Annotated in this window: 16 protein-coding genes; 9 read left to right on the forward strand and 7 right to left on the reverse strand. The window is 37.9% G+C overall.

The window, feature by feature from the left end; all coding sequences use genetic code 11:
* Position 1: 1 nt before the first annotated feature.
* The 7 genes from FKZ43_RS01685 to FKZ43_RS01715 all read right to left on the reverse strand — a co-directional run bounded on the left by FKZ43_RS01685 (position 2) and on the right by FKZ43_RS01715 (position 6534).
* Positions 2-1168 (reverse strand): threonine synthase, encoded by a 1167-nt coding sequence (locus tag FKZ43_RS01685; RefSeq protein WP_140944143.1) that lies wholly within the window; start codon positions 1166-1168, stop codon positions 2-4.
* 6 nt (positions 1169-1174) lie between these two features.
* Positions 1175-1999: an IF-2B domain-containing protein gene (locus FKZ43_RS01690; protein WP_181180206.1), complete on the reverse strand. Its 825-nt coding sequence runs from the start codon at positions 1997-1999 to the stop codon at positions 1175-1177.
* 1 nt (position 2000) lies between these two features.
* Positions 2001-2789, reverse strand: a complete 789-nt coding sequence (locus FKZ43_RS01695; protein WP_140944145.1) for a hypothetical protein — start codon at positions 2787-2789, stop codon at positions 2001-2003.
* 24 nt (positions 2790-2813) lie between these two features.
* Positions 2814-4214: an OmpP1/FadL family transporter gene (locus FKZ43_RS01700; protein WP_140944146.1), complete on the reverse strand. Its 1401-nt coding sequence runs from the start codon at positions 4212-4214 to the stop codon at positions 2814-2816.
* Positions 4211-4750 carry a hypothetical protein gene (locus FKZ43_RS01705; RefSeq protein ID WP_140944147.1) on the reverse strand — a complete coding sequence of 180 codons (540 nt, stop codon included), beginning with the start codon at positions 4748-4750 and terminating at the stop codon, positions 4211-4213. The genes FKZ43_RS01700 and FKZ43_RS01705 overlap by 4 nt, the downstream gene beginning before the upstream one ends.
* Positions 4747-5700, reverse strand: coding sequence for a hypothetical protein (locus FKZ43_RS01710; RefSeq protein ID WP_140944148.1), 954 nt, complete (start codon positions 5698-5700; stop codon positions 4747-4749). Before FKZ43_RS01710 ends, FKZ43_RS01705 begins: the two co-directional genes overlap by 4 nt.
* A gap of 72 nt (positions 5701-5772) precedes the next feature.
* Entirely contained in the window at positions 5773-6534 is a 762-nt protein-coding gene (locus FKZ43_RS01715) for a flagellar basal body L-ring protein FlgH (RefSeq protein WP_140944149.1), read from the reverse strand.
* 141 nt (positions 6535-6675) lie between these two features.
* Between FKZ43_RS01715 and FKZ43_RS01720 the strand changes: the two genes are divergently transcribed.
* From FKZ43_RS01720 to FKZ43_RS01760, 9 genes are all read left to right on the forward strand, one after another.
* Positions 6676-7116: a hypothetical protein gene (locus tag FKZ43_RS01720; RefSeq protein ID WP_140944150.1), complete on the forward strand. Its 441-nt coding sequence runs from the start codon at positions 6676-6678 to the stop codon at positions 7114-7116.
* Positions 7117-7135: 19 nt separating this feature from the next.
* Positions 7136-7471, forward strand: coding sequence for an AtuA-related protein (locus FKZ43_RS01725; RefSeq protein WP_140944151.1), 336 nt, complete (start codon positions 7136-7138; stop codon positions 7469-7471).
* Between the two features lie 92 nt (positions 7472-7563).
* On the forward strand, positions 7564-8328 hold the full coding sequence (locus tag FKZ43_RS01730) for a glycoside hydrolase family 191 protein (RefSeq protein ID WP_219916499.1): 765 nt from the start codon (positions 7564-7566) through the stop codon (positions 8326-8328).
* A complete protein-coding gene (locus FKZ43_RS01735) occupies positions 8325-8732 on the forward strand; it encodes an ATP-binding protein (RefSeq protein ID WP_140944153.1) in 408 nt (135 codons plus the stop codon). The genes FKZ43_RS01730 and FKZ43_RS01735 overlap by 4 nt, the downstream gene beginning before the upstream one ends.
* Complete coding sequence (pelF, locus tag FKZ43_RS01740) at positions 8725-9930, forward strand: GT4 family glycosyltransferase PelF (RefSeq protein WP_140944154.1); 1206 nt, start codon at positions 8725-8727, stop codon at positions 9928-9930. The genes FKZ43_RS01735 and pelF (FKZ43_RS01740) overlap by 8 nt, the downstream gene beginning before the upstream one ends.
* A gap of 5 nt (positions 9931-9935) precedes the next feature.
* Positions 9936-11471, forward strand: coding sequence for a GT4 family glycosyltransferase PelF (pelF, locus tag FKZ43_RS01745; protein ID WP_140944155.1), 1536 nt, complete (start codon positions 9936-9938; stop codon positions 11469-11471).
* Positions 11440-13062 (forward strand): hypothetical protein, encoded by a 1623-nt coding sequence (locus tag FKZ43_RS01750; RefSeq protein WP_140944156.1) that lies wholly within the window; start codon positions 11440-11442, stop codon positions 13060-13062. Before pelF (FKZ43_RS01745) ends, FKZ43_RS01750 begins: the two co-directional genes overlap by 32 nt.
* A gap of 1 nt (position 13063) precedes the next feature.
* Positions 13064-14818, forward strand: coding sequence for an LTA synthase family protein (locus FKZ43_RS01755; RefSeq protein ID WP_140944157.1), 1755 nt, complete (start codon positions 13064-13066; stop codon positions 14816-14818).
* On the forward strand, positions 14811-16253 hold the full coding sequence (locus tag FKZ43_RS01760; protein WP_140944158.1) for a PP2C family protein-serine/threonine phosphatase: 1443 nt from the start codon (positions 14811-14813) through the stop codon (positions 16251-16253). Before FKZ43_RS01755 ends, FKZ43_RS01760 begins: the two co-directional genes overlap by 8 nt.
* Positions 16254-16260 lie beyond the last annotated feature (7 nt).

Genomic DNA, 16260 nt, shown 5'->3' on the forward strand with positions numbered 1-16260 from the left:
TTCAAACGCTGTTTTTGTTTTGAATGTATTTTAAACCTGAAGCAGTGTTAAATACGATAACAACCTCATCACTTTTTATAATCCCGCTTGCGACAAGCTTTTTAACACCAACAACACTTGCTGCACCCTCCGGGCAAAGCAAGATACCTTCCATTTCAGCGAACTCCTTTTGCATCTTAAATATCTCATCATCTTCCACCTCAATCGCTAACCCATTGCTATCACACAGAACTTGGAGTATCAATCTATCTGCAAACGGTTTTGGAACCCTTAAGCCGTAAGCAATTGTCTTCGCATTTTCCCAAAAATCAGCCCTTGGTTTATTCTCACGAAATGCTTTTACTATAGGAGCACATCCCGAAGATTGAACAGCAACCATTTTCGGTAACCTTCTTTCTATCAATCCAACTTCAATCATCTCATTTATCGCAATCCAAATCCCAATTAAACCCGTTCCACCACCAGTTGGATAAACTATCCAGTCGGGAACTTCCCAACCAAGTTGTTCAACGATTTCAAAACCGAGCGTTTTCTTCCCCTGAAGCCGATACGGTTCTTTCATCGTTGAAATATCAAAGTAATCAACTTTTTGTTTTATCAACTTGACAGCGTCAGAAATCAACCCGTCAACCAATTCAACTTCAGCACCGTAAAATTTGCATTCATCTAAAATTAACTTAGGCGTATCTCTTGGTGCACCTATGAAGCACTTTATTCCCGCCTTCGCACAATAAGCACTTAAAGCGCTTCCTGCGTTCCCAGCCGTTGGAACAGAAATTTTATCTACGCCAAGCTCAACCGCCTTTGAAACAGCGCACGACATTCCTCTCGCTTTAAACGATAAAGTTGGGTTAAACGACTCATCCTTTAAAAACAAATTCTTCAAACCAATTTCTCCACCAAATCGCTCAAGCTTTAAAAGAGGAGTCCATCCCTCACCCAAACTTACAATTTTCCTTTCATCAATTACAGGCAAAAATTCAAAGTATCTCCACATCCCATTTGATCTCTTACTAAATGTCTCTTTACCAACGCTTTTCCTTATACCGTCAATATCATAAACTGCGATCAACGGCTCGTTGCACAATTCACAAAATTTTTGAATTTCCCTGTGGTCAAATATCCGACCACAAACCGAACATTTTAAATGCAAAATATACGAGCGCATTAAACCTCAAGATTTATTTGTGATATAGTGCGTTATAAAAGCCCCATCAACGATTTCAAATAGCAAACTCAATTCTTTAACCTTACCCTTGCTTTTCAATTCAACAGCATCTTTAAAAATTTCATCAAAATTGACCCTTTTATTAACAAATTTCAAAAAATCTGCAAGCACAACGCTCACCTTCTTGAAGTTTTTCGCCAATATAAAAAGAGGCAAAGTTCCAGCTTTATTCAAAATTGAACCATCCTCAAAAACAGCATCACAGCCAGTGACAACCAAATCAACTTTCTTCACAACATAACTTAAACCAAAATCATTCACAACGGAAACATTGAACCCGCTTTTAAAAAGTAAATCAGCCATCTTCTCCCCCTCACACCTCGGACATGAACGAAAAACATAAACCTCGTTTATAAAATCCCTCGCTTTAACAAGCGAATTAAAAACCGTCCCGCTGTGACTTAAAGTCGCAATTGAAACCTTCCCCCTTTCACTGAGAAATTGCCTGAAACCTTCCGCCACCCTTGAAGCTGAATTTTCAAATCTCTCCCTTAACGAAAGAATTTCGCTCAAAATTTCTTCCTTATCCCGAACCTCTTTTGAAAAGCCATGGACTATATCAATCAAATTCCGAAGTTGAAACAAAAGCGGATGATGTTTCCTCAATTCAACCCCGATTGAAATTAAAAACGAATCAAAATCTCCAACGCTGTCAACTTCCTCAATCGCATCAATCAAGACGGCGAACAATTTCGTTGTTAAAACAGACGCCCCCGATTTTTTATCTCTGTAGATCGCTTTTAATTTCCTATCAATCCTACGACTTCTCACATCAAATTTTCCCCTTTTCCCTTGCGAAGATGAAATAGGCGGAAACAAGAACAAAAAAGGAAATCAAAGTTGATGCAATGAAACTCTCAGATGGATTCAACCCCTCACCTTTTATCACTATTTCGGATGGAAATTGCGCTTGAACTGGAACTTGCTTTTTTCTCGGTTGATAAACTCCAACCTCACGCACACCTGTTATCTCAAACTCAAAGTAATAATCATAGATTTCTTTTTCCGTTTCAACTGGAATATAAATTCCGACTCTCTTTCCGACATTGCTGTAAATTTCTCTAATTTTTTCGCTATCGTTAAAATCAACCACCGGATAAAGCCAGCCAACCTCATAATCACCAGAACTTGTGAAAACATTATCCGCTGGAGCAAGATGTAGGATAACGAAAGTGTTTGGGAAAACATCTATCTGCTCGGGCTTTAAACCAACAGGTGAATAATTCAACTCGTTAATATAGTTAAAGTTGATAACCTTGGACGATTTCATACCGATGAAAATTTGTGCCTCGTTCAAGTTCAACCAGATTTTTTCACTTGTTTTATTTTTCAATCTCAAATGAATAAAAGAATCATCAATCACAAAATCAACCCCGATATTTTGGTCAGAAAAATAAAGCTTATCCCTTACGACTGGCTTGATGATTCTGTAAACATACTCGTATTTTTTCCCGTAGGGAAAGACCTTGTGGTTTTCTTTTTGGGGTGGTTTTTCAATGACTTGTTTTGAGCTGGTGCAACCCAATAAGAAAAGCAATAAAACAAAAGAAAATTTTCTCATTTTTAAGGCATTGCGAATTTATTTTCAAAACCTATATCGCAATGTCAAAACAAAACTCCGAGTTGAGTTCTCCTCATCGGTGACTAAGCTATAATATGAATTCCCAAGACTATAACTATATTGTGTGTGGATTGTGCTCCATTTGCCCGTCACGTAAGCGAAATCAACAAGGAGCGTCTTTTGTAAAAGAACGCTTAAACCGAAACTTAAATACTTGATAGACCTACTTGTGATTCCTTTGTCTTCAAGATAAGGTGATGGTCGGTAAGAGTAACCCATCCTTAACTTAACCTGTTCAAAAAAAGGAAGCGTAACTTCCACACCACCATTCAAAATAAATGTCTCAGTGAAAATCTGCTTTATTTCCCTATTCAGCTGAACAAGGTCTGGATTATTTTTAAACTCCATTTGTCTCCAATCAACATAAACAACATCTCCAGCTACCAAGACGACATCTTTTAAGTTAAAAGACATACCAGCGCCAAAATAAAAAGGTGACACAACATCATATCTTGAAACCCCAGAGTAAGAATAAGAAAACGAATCGCCATTATCAAAAGAGCTTTCACCGCTCCTTGAATAGTTCTCTTTAACACTCAATGACATCGGTAATCTCGTCATCAACCCAAATCTAAAAGTCCTGCTTCTATACATCAAACCAGCATTTGCAGAGAAACCACTGACGCTTGCATCTATCAAATCTGAAACTGTCAAACTTTTAAAATCCCACGGGTAATCCCTGTAAAAATTTCTAACATCACTCTCAATAAATTGGCGATCGTATTTATAACTTCCAGTTACAATTGCCAATGTTAATCCAACCGATAAATTTTCCGCTATGTCAATTGCCCCGGAGACGAACCATTGATTTAAACCGCCACTTTCATATAATGTTATCTTTTGTTGAACATTGCGCAAAATTTGGGTCGCCCCGGTTGAATCTTCAAGTCCGAGATTCCAAGCAAGGTCAAAATCGGGGTTTGGGTCATAAAGTGAAGGAACTATTGAACTTTCTGAGTTGAAAAGTGAAAGGGATAATGTCCCTGTGAAATCCGAGACCTTTGCGTATCCACCGGCAAATACCAAACTCCCGCGTATAGTTGGAACCGGCATGACAAGTGCAATTGTCCCAAGCGATGTGTTTGTATTTTCAAATGAATTTGAATATCCCGTAACCCTTGACAAATTTTTCAAACTGAAATAATTCAAACCACCAGCAAACTCAAATCTTTTTATCTGCGCAAGCCCAGCTGGATTCCAGAATATAGCCGAGTAGTCATCTGAGACACCAATATAAGAAAATCCAAGCCCAATAGCTCTTGCCCCAAGACCGAGATTTAAATTTGAATACCTCAAAGCATCGTCAGGAAATTGCGAATAAGCGAGGTTGAAAACGAAGAACAATATCGCTGTTAATTTCTTCATTTTCTTCTTGAACCAATATTTCTTTTTCCTTCCTTGTTTTGTTCGCTTTCTTTATTCTGCTCTCGGGAGTTCCCATCCGATGAACGCAAATTGCCAAGACTTCTTGCCCCTTCGGAATTCACCTCACTTCCCTTGCTAATTGAACCGGTTGACGATGATTTTGAAGAGGAATCCGAACCCGATGGTGTCCTTGAAGGCGGTGGCGAAAACGACTCGTTTGACGGTGTCCTATGTGTCCCAAACTCACGCACTCTTTCAAAAACCGAACCAGTTGAAGAACCAGTATCTGCTTCCATATTAACCCAAGAAAACCACCAAGGATAATTGTAATAAACCCAAGCCGATGCATCCTGAGATGGCATCAAGTCATAAAAATAATCAAGGTCAGCCCTTGAATGACAACCTGAACAATTGCTCCTATAACTCACATGTGAAGTATAAACCCCACCGGAGGAATCTTCATAATTCACCTCAGGATGTTTTATAATTGTATAACAGCCAGCGAAAATCAAAAGGACGAAAATTAAATTTCTCATTTTCTTCTATTCCCTGTTTGTCTCCTCCCTTGCGTTACAGTATTATCACCTTGTCCGGAACTATTAGATGTTCCTGAATAATGCGGTGTTAAACCGATCCGGGGCTGAAAGCCTCGGGAATCTTCAATCAACATACTTCTGCCAGTGTTATAATCTCTATACAATTGAATTTTTGAGGTCCTGTTAGAACCGCTTCTGCGTGGGGGCGTTGAATCATTTCTCGGTTTCTGTTCTTTATCCCCAGACCTTGGTTCAATTCTTGGCGCAGATGTCCCTCGTGATGAACCTATATTTCTCGGTGATTCACTTCTTACACCACCCCTTTCAACCCCGGGTGTTTCTCTACCTGAAGACCCGGACGGTTTTCTCAAAGTTCCCTCAGTAGAACTTCCTTGAACATTGCCACCCGAATTTATTGCAGGCGCAGACCTCGTCGGCGGAGAGAAAGTTACACCTGTTTCATCACTATTTCTACTCTCACCCGAACGCGTTGAGCCGAAGTTTCTCGTCCTATAAACGATCGCCTTGCCACCGGAGACAGGATAATACGGATTATTAATCACAATTATAATCGGAGCCCTATACCACCACGGGTAATAATACCATCCCGGGAAATAAAGATATGAATAGTATCTATCCCACCAATACCAATCCCACCACCAATATCTATCCCACCAAAACGGGTCATAATACCACCACTCACCCCATCCAACGACGAACCCTGGCGTATAATACCTGAAGAAAAGGTAATATCTCGGATAAGGAAGGTAATAACGATAGGTGTAACCTTGATAATACCAAAAATTGTAATCGTCGGTGTAGTAGGAATAATTTTTCTCTTTTTTGCTCTCAAAACTCTGATAGCCCTCATCTTCCCTTATAGTTCCGATCTGTGTATAACACCCCCAAAGGAAAAGCGTTGCAAGAGCGAGAAAAATTAATTTTTTCATGGCTCACACCTCCAAAAATATCTTAAAGTTCCTTTTCAAATACTTTAACAAAACAAAAAAGCAAAAAATTCTTCAAAGTCCCTGAATATACTCAAGTTTCACAACCCTTGAATTTCCCGGGTCTTTATTCACAAGTATATCTTTCCAATTAAACTCAATCGTGAAGCCACTCCCAAGCGACCACCTTATCCCAGCGTTTAAATAACCTTTCCCAGAGCCAAGTGCATTTGCAGAATTATCATTCACAGCGAAATTATATTCAACGGAAAAAGTTATATCTTTCCCTATCGTTTTATCAAAGCCAATGTAATAATTCAGCGACTTATCTCCGTCATCTTTTTCAAGTGAATAATTAATCCCACCGTGAACGGATGAATATCCTAGGAACTTAAACGACTTACTCGCAACAGCATAAAACCCAGGCGATTTAAATTCATATCTTTTCAAACTATCAATATACCCCTCTCTTCCCTGCGAATCAAAGCCAAGAGCGATCGCTGGAAAATTCAAGCTTTCATCAATTATCCTTATCTTCAAATTCACCCCGGGAAGTCTATACCAATTCACATTTCCATTGCCGATTATCTCTGTCCCGCCGTAAGAGATACCAAAATTCAATCTGTTAAATGCAGATGCGGTAAGGCGAAGCATTAGACCGCCATCTGCGAAAAAATCAGCATCAAGTGCCACACTATTTGATTTCAAAAGCCCAGCCGTTGGCATATCAACGATAAATCTTTGCTGAAAATTTGCCGATGCCCCAGCTGAACCTTGCCCACATAAGTAGTTGGCTAAAACAACAAACAAAACCAAAAACCTCAAGACCAAACCCATTTACAAAACTCCTTTAAATTTGAATGCTACACTAAAAATAGCAAAAAAATTAAAACTTTTCAATTCCTTAAAAGCGCAGTCAAGCGAACCTTGAAAATCTTATAAATTTTTGATAACTTTTTTGAAAAAAGGCGCACCAATATGAAAAAGATATTCCCGTTAATTTTAGCTCTTGCGATTTTCCAACCGTTACAATCTCAACATAAACTCGGTCTTGGCGTTTATCTTGGAGCACCAACCGGCATAACAGGTAAATTCATTCTTTCAAGTTCAAACTCATTTGACTTAACCTTAGCGTGGCGTTTTAACGATGCTTTATTCCTACAAGGACATTATGTCTTCAACTTGAATGAACTTCAAAAATACGGCGACGGAACTTTTAATCTATACGCAGGACCAGGTTTATTTTTCAGAGCCTCTTCAAAGAAAGATGACTTCATCGGTGCAAGCGCTAATCTCGGTGTGAACTTTTTCCTGAAGAAAAGATATGAATTTTTCATAGAAATCTCACCAAAACTTGGACTGATCCCAGGAACGGATTTTGACATAACCGGCGGAATTGGATTTAGATTTTTCTTCTAAATTAAATCCGTTCGCTAAAATGAAAAAAATAAAACTTCTTGAAATAGCCCATGCAAGATCGGGTGATAAAGGAAATTCTGCAAATATCGGCTTGATAGCAAGGAAACCAGAATATTATCCCCTGCTTGTTGAGAAAGTAACCGCAGAAGTGGTAAAAAAACACTTTGAGGGAATTTGCCTTGGTGAAGTTGAAAGATGGGAATTGCCAAACCTTTACGCTTTAAATTTCCTCCTACATGATGCACTCGCGGGCGGTGGCACCATCTCGCTAAGAAACGATGCACAAGGCAAAACACTTGCCTTCGCCCTCTTGCGACTTGAAATTGAAGTTCCCGATGACTTTGAGATAAAATAAAAGTTCAAATATGGGGAAAGTTGAAAAATTAATCAATGAAATGGACAAGCTCTTGAGCATTATAAATTCAAAAAATCCATCAAATGCTGGTATTGATCTGCCTTCTGACGATTAGTTCAATATCTCAAGCTCAAAAAATTGATCACATAAAAAAGTATGCTGTCTGCTACGCAAAAATAACCCCTCAAGAAACGAGCGGTTTTGAGCTTTTAATACTTGACCCCGACATCTACACTAAAGATGAAATCCTTGACTTTAAAAAAAGAGGCGTTAAAACGATCGCCTACCTTAACATCGCAGAATTTGAAACATACCGAAAACCTGCTCTCCCAGAGTCAATAATTATCAGTAAAAATCCACTATGGGAAGGACATTTTTATGTTGATATAAATTCACGAGCATGGGAGGATTACATCTTTTTTGATAGGATTCCGAAAATAATATCAAAGGAATTTGACGGCTTCTTCATTGACATGGTTGACATCGTGAGCATTTTCCCGAACTTTGAAGATAAAATCATTGATTACATAAAAAGAATAAAAATCCAAAACGATGACAAAATTTTGATCATAAACAACGGTTGGGTCTTGCTTGATACATTGAAAAGTTTCGCTGATGCTTTTTTAATTGAAGGGCTATTCACACGCTACGATTTCAAAACAAAAAGATATTTCGTGCGATTTGAAAAGGAATACAAAGACAGAGTTGAAATCCTTAAGAAACTCGGTAAAAAAATTTTTACGCTTGATTTTCTCCCCGAGAATGACAAAAGAAAATACTTCGTCAAATCACTTTCGTTGAAATACGGGTTCACACCTTATATATCAACCATAGAACTAAACAAGATCTACAGATGAAATTTGAAATCAAAGACAGGGTCAGCGCAAATAAAATTTCAGAGATAAGATCAAAGCTGAAAAACTTTTTGCTTTCAAATGAAATTCCAGAAGAGACCGCCTCTGACATTGAACTTGTCATAAGCGAAATGCTGACAAATGTTTATAAGCACTCATATAAAGAGAAAGAAGGCGAGGTGATTGTAAAAGCATCAATTGACGGTGATGAATTAACTATTTCAATCAGGGACTTCGGAGAGAAATTTTCGCCAGCGGATATAAGAGAGCCAGACCCTGATTTCCTCGCCGACCATGGTTATGGGCTTTACATAGCAAGTCAAATAATGGACAAAATTGAATACATCCTGTCACATGAAACCGGGACCGAGGTAATTCTAAAAAAACTGCTTAAAAGTAATGGTTGATGTCTGTCTTATACTTGAGGGAACATATCCTTACGTCGTTGGTGGCGTTTCAAAGTGGACACATGCATTGATAAAAAATTTAAGCCATTTGAAATTTTCAATCGTTCATCTTTATGAGGAAAGGAAAGAAACGATGAAATATCCAATCCCTGAAAATGTTGAATCAATTATTGAGATTGATGTAAAAAATGGTCTAGGTTTCAAATTTGATTTTAGAGATGTTCTTTACCTAATCCCTCGGGCGAAGGTTTATCATTGTCTATCAACTGGATTTGCTGGGGTTTTGGGGTTGCAGATAAAATCGGCACTAAAAAGACCGCTCATCGTAACTGAGCACGGGATTTATTGGAAAGAGCTTGAGTTTGGCGTTTACGAAGTTGAATGCGGATTTAAAATTTTCAAAAGCGAAAAAGAAAAAATGAATATTTGCATCGCACGAAGAGAATTTTTGCGAATATTCAAAGAGATCGCACTTAAATGTTATCTTAAAGCTGACCTCGTGACGACGGTTTGCAAATATAATCTTGAACAACAATTAAGTTTAATCCCTGCGCAAATGGTTGAAGATGTAAAGCATAAATTCAAAGTTATAGAAAATTTCATTGAACCTGGATTTTTTAACCCAGGGGGGAGATCAACCAATGATGAAAAGGTTGTAACTTTCATCGGCAGAGTTGTCCCGATAAAAGATGTTAAGACATTTATAAAAGCAATGCCTTTAATTTCACGGCGCTTTCCAAATGTTAAATTTCTAATTGTGGGCGATCTTACACAAGATAGCAGTTACTCATCAGAATGCATTGAACTCGCTGACTCGCTTGGGGTTTCAGATAAAGTTAAATTCATCGGTGAAGCAAGAGCGCTTGATTATTTAAAATCAACCGATATCCTCGTCCTGCCAAGTGTGAGTGAGGCTCAACCGTTTGTCATCCTTGAAGCCATTGCATCGGGAATCCCAGTTGTCGCAACATCGGTTGGGGGTATTCCAGAAATTCTGAATGAAAGGGGTATTGAATGTGGTCTTTTGTTTGAGGCTGGAAATCATGGAAAACTCGCTGAACATGTAATCAAACTTTTAATAGATGAAAACCTGTGGAAAAAGTTTTCTGAAAATGCTATTAAAAAGGCACAGAAATTCACACTTGAAAATTTTATAAAAAGCTATTCCAAAATTTACAGCGAATTTATAAAGAGCTGACGAAAATGGGCAAAAGACCGGCGGTTTTATTTGAAACAGAGGGGACATATCCATTCGTTGGGGGTGGAGTTAGCACCTGGGCTGATATACTTGTGAATAATCTTCCAGAGTTTGATTTCTACATTTACGCTATCACTGGATTGCCGTATGTTGAATTCAAATATAAATTGCCGAAAAATGTAAAACTTGTCAGACAAATACCGCTTTGGGGTTCGGAGGAACCGTTTGAGGACATCTTCTTTGAGGTTCCGTTTTCAAGCATTTATATGAGAAAAACCAAGGTAAATGAAAGAGCAGTTTTGAGAAAGTTCATCCCAATTTTCATTGAATTTTTGTCCTCATTGATGGACCCATTTTCAAACCCTGAGGATACAGCCGGGTATATATGGCTTATGCATAGATATTTCAGCGAGTATGATTACAAAGAGACCTTTAGAAGTTTTACACTTTGGCAAGAATTCAAACGCTTCGTGATTTTGAAATATATTGAGGATAATCAATTTCTTCACGAGGATGAGATGCCATCAGTATATGATTTAACGCTTGCCATGCGTTGGCTCTATCATTATTTGATGCCACTTTATGTTGATGTCCCTGAAGTAGATTTAAGCCATGCAACAGCTGCGGGGTTTTGCGGGATTCCAAGCGTAGTTGCAAAGATGCGCGATGGCACACCGTTGATAGTCACGGATCACGGCGTCTTCGCAAGAGAAAGATACATAGGGATCGGCAGTGAAAAAAGTTTGAGTTTCTTTGCGAAAAAATTTCTCATAAACCTTTCAATACTTGTCAGCAAAATGCTTTACAAACTTGCGGATAAAGTTTTGCCGGTGTGTAGATTCAACACGGTTTGGGAAAGAATCTTCGGCGTTGAAGAGGAAAAGATAAAAGTGATATACAATGGGGTTGATCCGGAGGTCTTTAAGCCGAAGCCAAAACCCCAGAAAAATCAAGGGATACCAACGGTCGTAGCAGCTGCACGGATAATGCCACTTAAAGACATTGAAACGATGATAAAATCGTGTGCAATCGTAAGGGAGGAAATCCCAAATGTTAAGTTTATCGTCTACGGCTCGCTTGATGTTGATCCACTTTATACAAGGAAATGTCAGCTTTTGATAAAACAATTAAAGCTTGAAGATAACTTCATACTTGCGGGACATCATCCAAATCCGAGCGAAATTTACAACGAAGGGGATATTTCAGTTTTATCAAGTATTTCAGAAGGTTTCCCATATACAGTCATTGAGTCAATGGCATGCGCAAGACCTGTAGTTGCGACAGATGTTGGGGGTGTTAGAGAAGCCCTTGAAGGATTTGGAATAATTGTGAGACCCAGGGACCCAAAAGCCCTTGCTGAAGGGATAATAAAACTTCTAACTGACCACGAACTTCGCGAAACCCTCGGAAGAAGAGCAAGGGAGGAGGTCCTCGCAAAATACAGGATAAATTCAACGATTGAGGAATACAAAAAATCCTATTTTGAGGCAATCCAAAAATTAAAAGTAGATGAAAGGGAAGAACTTTCCGTCAAATACTGAAATTGAAAGATTAAAGAAAATTGAAAAGGTCGCTGATGAAGTAATTGAGAAAATTGGCAATCCAGTAAGCCCACTTCAAGTTTCCGCCGTGATTGAAAGCCTAGGATATAGACACGCAGATTGCCCAACCGAATTTGGGAAAAAGAACATTTTTGAGTTAAGTAAGGATGTGTATAAAATTTGCAAGCTGAAAGTAAGAAGGGGAAAAGCCAAGAAAGGGAAAACAAAACAACTTGGCTTTCTTCATTCATTCTGGATTTTTATAAGATATTTTTCTGGTGGAATTGCACTTGGACTCCCTATAGCAAGTCAAATCGCCTTTATCGCCTTCACTGGTTATTCTCTATGGGCGTGGATTAAATTCACTGAACTTCAAGCAACGATTGTTGCTCTGGGAACGATTTTAAGTTTTATCGTCACCGGTGGATTTACACAAGTTATAGGAAGAGAAGTGACATATTACTTAAGCATAGGAAACAAAATAACAGCAAGGGCAATCGCATTTAAACTTTTCAACTACGGGTTTGCAACATCCATCGCCTTTGGCTTTTTACTTTTCATCTTAAATTTAGTTTTTGAAATCTTCCCCAAAAAATTTCTTTTAATAGCCCTCGTTTACTATTTTCTGCTCTCAATCCTTTGGCTTTCAACAAGCTTGATTTATTCGGCGAAAAGAAAACTTGCGGTATTCACAATTCTTTCAATAGGAACACTCGTTGTGATCTGGCTTCACAAGTTCAATTCCCTCAACATACATATCGCGCATATAATTGGTTTGACGACTTCGGATGTCTTAATGACGCTATGGGCAAGGTTTATTTTTAGATTAAAAAAAGGCGAAAAGAAAATCACCTATGTCTCATTAAAAGTTAAAAGGCGTTCTGTTTTAGCTTATGTCAATAGCCCGTTCTTCAAATTTGGGCTTTATTATTTCCTGCTACTTTTCCTTGACAGGTTGATCTCGTGGAGTGCCCCCTCAAAGGGGAAATTTTATCTCTTTTGGTTCAGAACTCCTTATGAGCTTGGGGTGGATTGGGCGTTACTTTCCTTCGGGCTAATGCTAGCCATGCTTGAATATACGGTTAATGATTTCTCAGAAAAACTCATTCCAACGCAAAAGAAATTTCCCGCGTTTGAGATAAAATCTCATAATGCTTGGTATCTTAACTTTTACCTTGTTAAATTTTCACTTCTTGTTATTTTCGGGCTTGCAAGTATAATAGCGGTATATTTAATCGTGATGAAACTCGGTGAGGTGTATCAGCACATAAAAGAAGTAAGGGAATTCTTTTCAAGCCCGATTACATTTAAGGTTTTTTACTTGGCTTCAATTTCATATTTATTTCTCGCTATCGGATTATTGAATAATCTTTTCTTCTTCACCCTTTGGAAACCCGAATTTGGACTTAAAGCGATAAGAAGCGCTCTCCTCGTTGACCTTGTAGTTGGATTGATCTCAAGCAGATTGATAAGTTGGGAATACGGAGTGCTCGGCTTTACACTTGGTTCACTTGTGTTCGCAATTACTACAACTTGGCATATGCTGAAATTTTTAAAAACGATAGATTACCAATACTATTCCGCTTTTTGAGATGTTTGAAAAAGTTCTCTACATATTAAAACTTCATCTCGGCATAGCTTTAATCTCGTTTATCTTATGGAAATTAAGGTTTTGGAGCGAGTGTGATAAGCGGATTTGTTTTTGGAGACATTTCTATTTGTTCTTTACAATTTTGCTGTTCGCATCATCGGTTACGATCGCTTTAAAATCGTTTGACATAATTTTCATAATCTTTCTCATCTTTCTTTTCATCTCGTTTGATTTCTTCGTCGCGAAAAGAGGCAAAAAAATTGAGATTTTTAAAATAACTTTGAATCAAAAAATTTACGACTTGCTTGACGGAAACATCACCTTAAAAGTGAAACTTTTCAAAACGAAACCAAACATAACAAATATCATCGCGATCTTCATCATATATGTGCTTGGGTTATTTATGTGGGTAAAGCCAGCGCTTGAAAACGCTTCATTTTTCAATCTCCACCAATATAATCTCCTTGTCAAAACAACATCAATTTTAACAAACAGCTCTAACTTAACAATTGCAAATCTTGGGATATGTTCACTTTCCGCTTTTTTTGCCTCAATTTTCAATGTAAACCAACATCAAGTGATTCACTTATTCGGTGCGTTTAACTTCATGCTGTTATTTTCCGGGGTTTCCATCTTAACATTTAGGTTGACCAATGACTTAAAATCAGTGATTTTGAGCGGTTCAATTATAGCGTTTGTCTTCCCACATCTTAATTTAGTTTCAAACCCCGTTGAAGGAAGTTCCTTTTTACTTGGGATTTCATGGGCTCTTTTCACCTTATACTTCTGGAAGGATGAAAACCTAAACTTTACCTTCAAACTCGCTGGAATATTGAGCGTATTTTTGATTGACATATTCATCGGATTTATTTTAAGCATCTTGATCTTAACGGGAGAAACTTTTGAAACTTGGAAAAAAGAGAAAAGTTCTCGTTTGATCTTTACTGCTCCTTTAATTTTCCTCTCACTTCTTGTTTTTGAGTTTTATATTTTCCGCCATGACCCCAAACTTATGACCCTCGCTTACGCTTTGCTCTACAATCAAGAGATATCCAGCGTTGTATCCCGAGACATTGGGATATTTTTAATTCTCATCTCACTCCTTGGCTCCGTCATTGGAATTTTCTCCGGGTTGATGTTTTACAGCGTATTAACTTTTACCCTGGTAATATTGATTTCTCTCTGCGAGCTTTCAATTTTAAGCTTCATACCATACGAGCAATTCTACCCGCTTGTGTTTGTTCTCTCAACCCTTTGGCTTTCCTTTTTGATTTCAAAAATTTTAAATCATAGAAAATTTTTGCGCGATGTTATAACTTTACTTACGGCTCTTCTTGTCACGCTCAATGGTCTTCTTGCTGGTTCTGTGAAACTTGATACACCAATTGAACCCGACGAATTCGTCGTCCTTGTTGATAAAATCAGTAAAGATAACCTGCCGTTTTCATTCGCTATCGTCTCCCATCGTGGGACAAAGGCAATGGTGGAAAACTTATCATGGTTTATGGATTGGGAATATTTTGCAAAAAATTATATTTTTATAGATGATGTCAAAAAAATTTACGATGTGGTTTACATACTCGTTCCAGAGAAAGAAGCAATTGACAAGATAAACAAAGCATTTTTACCGCCAATTGAAAATTTACCCGAAGTTCTTGACTCAATTTGTGTAAACTACAAATACGCAAGGGCACAGGTATATTTTAAAGGCAGATATGTGAAAGCTTATAAACTAACGAAGTTGAGAAATGATTGAACGTCTTATAAAAATATACACCGAGAAATTCTCAAAGTTTTCACGAGCCAGGTTTGCTGTATTTGATAGGAACGGAAGGTTAATAGCGAAGACAGGTGAGTTTGAGGATTTTGAGAATGGGATAAAGGTTGATCTTATGTCAAGTTATGGTGAGATGTTTCTCTATGTCAAGCCATCGGAAAACGCAGAAATGGAGATTGAGCTTTTGAAATTTTTATACACTGAGCTTTTAAACTACGAGGGTTATATAGAGCAACTCGTCAAGGAGCTTGCAAACAGACAAGAGGAGCTCAGCATCGTTTATGATATTATAGCAAGGGCAAGTTTGGTATTTGATGAGGCTGAGATAGCGAAAATAGTTATGGGTAAAATCAACTCAATGCTATCACCAAAGGCATGCATAATTGGAATTTTTGAGGGGGATACTTTAAATCAAAAGTATGCAAGCGGTGTGATTAACGGGGATATGAAGTTTGAAGCTGAAAAATTGATTGATAGAGCAATTAAGCAGAGAAATTTTATAATTTTGTCCAGGAAAATGGCTGTCCCGATGCTTTCCGGGGAAAAACCTATAGGTGGAATTTTTGTCTATAGCGATAAAACTGAATTTGACACAACGGATGCAAAACTACTTTTAACGCTTGGGAACTATGCTGGTATTATACTTTATAGGAACCAACTTATTGAGGAGATAAAGAGGGCTGAAGTTGTAAGACACGAGATTGAGCTCGCAAAAAGGATTCAAGAAAATTTGCTCCCCAAGTTCATACCAAGATTTGAAGGTCTTGATATATTTGCACTTATAAAGCCAAGCTCAGTTATAGGCGGTGATTATTACGATTTCATAACGGATAAAGGGAGAAGGATTTTCTTAATAGCTGATGTGTCAGGGCACGGTATAAGCTCGGCTCTTTTACTATCAAGCTTGAGGAGCATTGTGAAATTAATGTATGAGTTTTCAAAGTCCACAGGTGACTTTCTTTCTCTTATAAACGATGTCATTTATAAAGACACCTCTGAAATAGGGATGTATTCAACGATTTTCGTGGGCGAATATAATTCAACTGAGGGAACGGTTACCTATTCAAATGCTGGTCATGTTCCACCTTTATTTTTCAGACGAAGAAATAATGAAATTTTTGAGCTTGAGGTTCATGGAGCACCTGTGGGCTTGTTTGAAGGGGAAAATTATGAAGTCAATCAAATCTTACTTTCAACTGGGGATATGATACTTGCCTTTACAGATGGTTTGACGGAACTGAGAAATGAAAAAGGCGAATTTTTTGGGATTGAAAACCTAAAGAAATTAATCTTTGATACAAGAGATAAATCCGCCTCAGAGATTTGCAATATAATTTATGAAAGCGCTCTGAAGTTCAAGGGAAACGCTGAACAAAAGGATGATATAACATTGCTCGTCATAAAAAAGGTTTAAGGAAGAA

It is taken from the genome of Candidatus Thermokryptus mobilis, assembly GCF_900070205.1.
Taxonomy (GTDB): Bacteria; Bacteroidota; Ignavibacteria; order Kryptoniales; family Kryptoniaceae; genus Kryptonium; species Kryptonium mobile.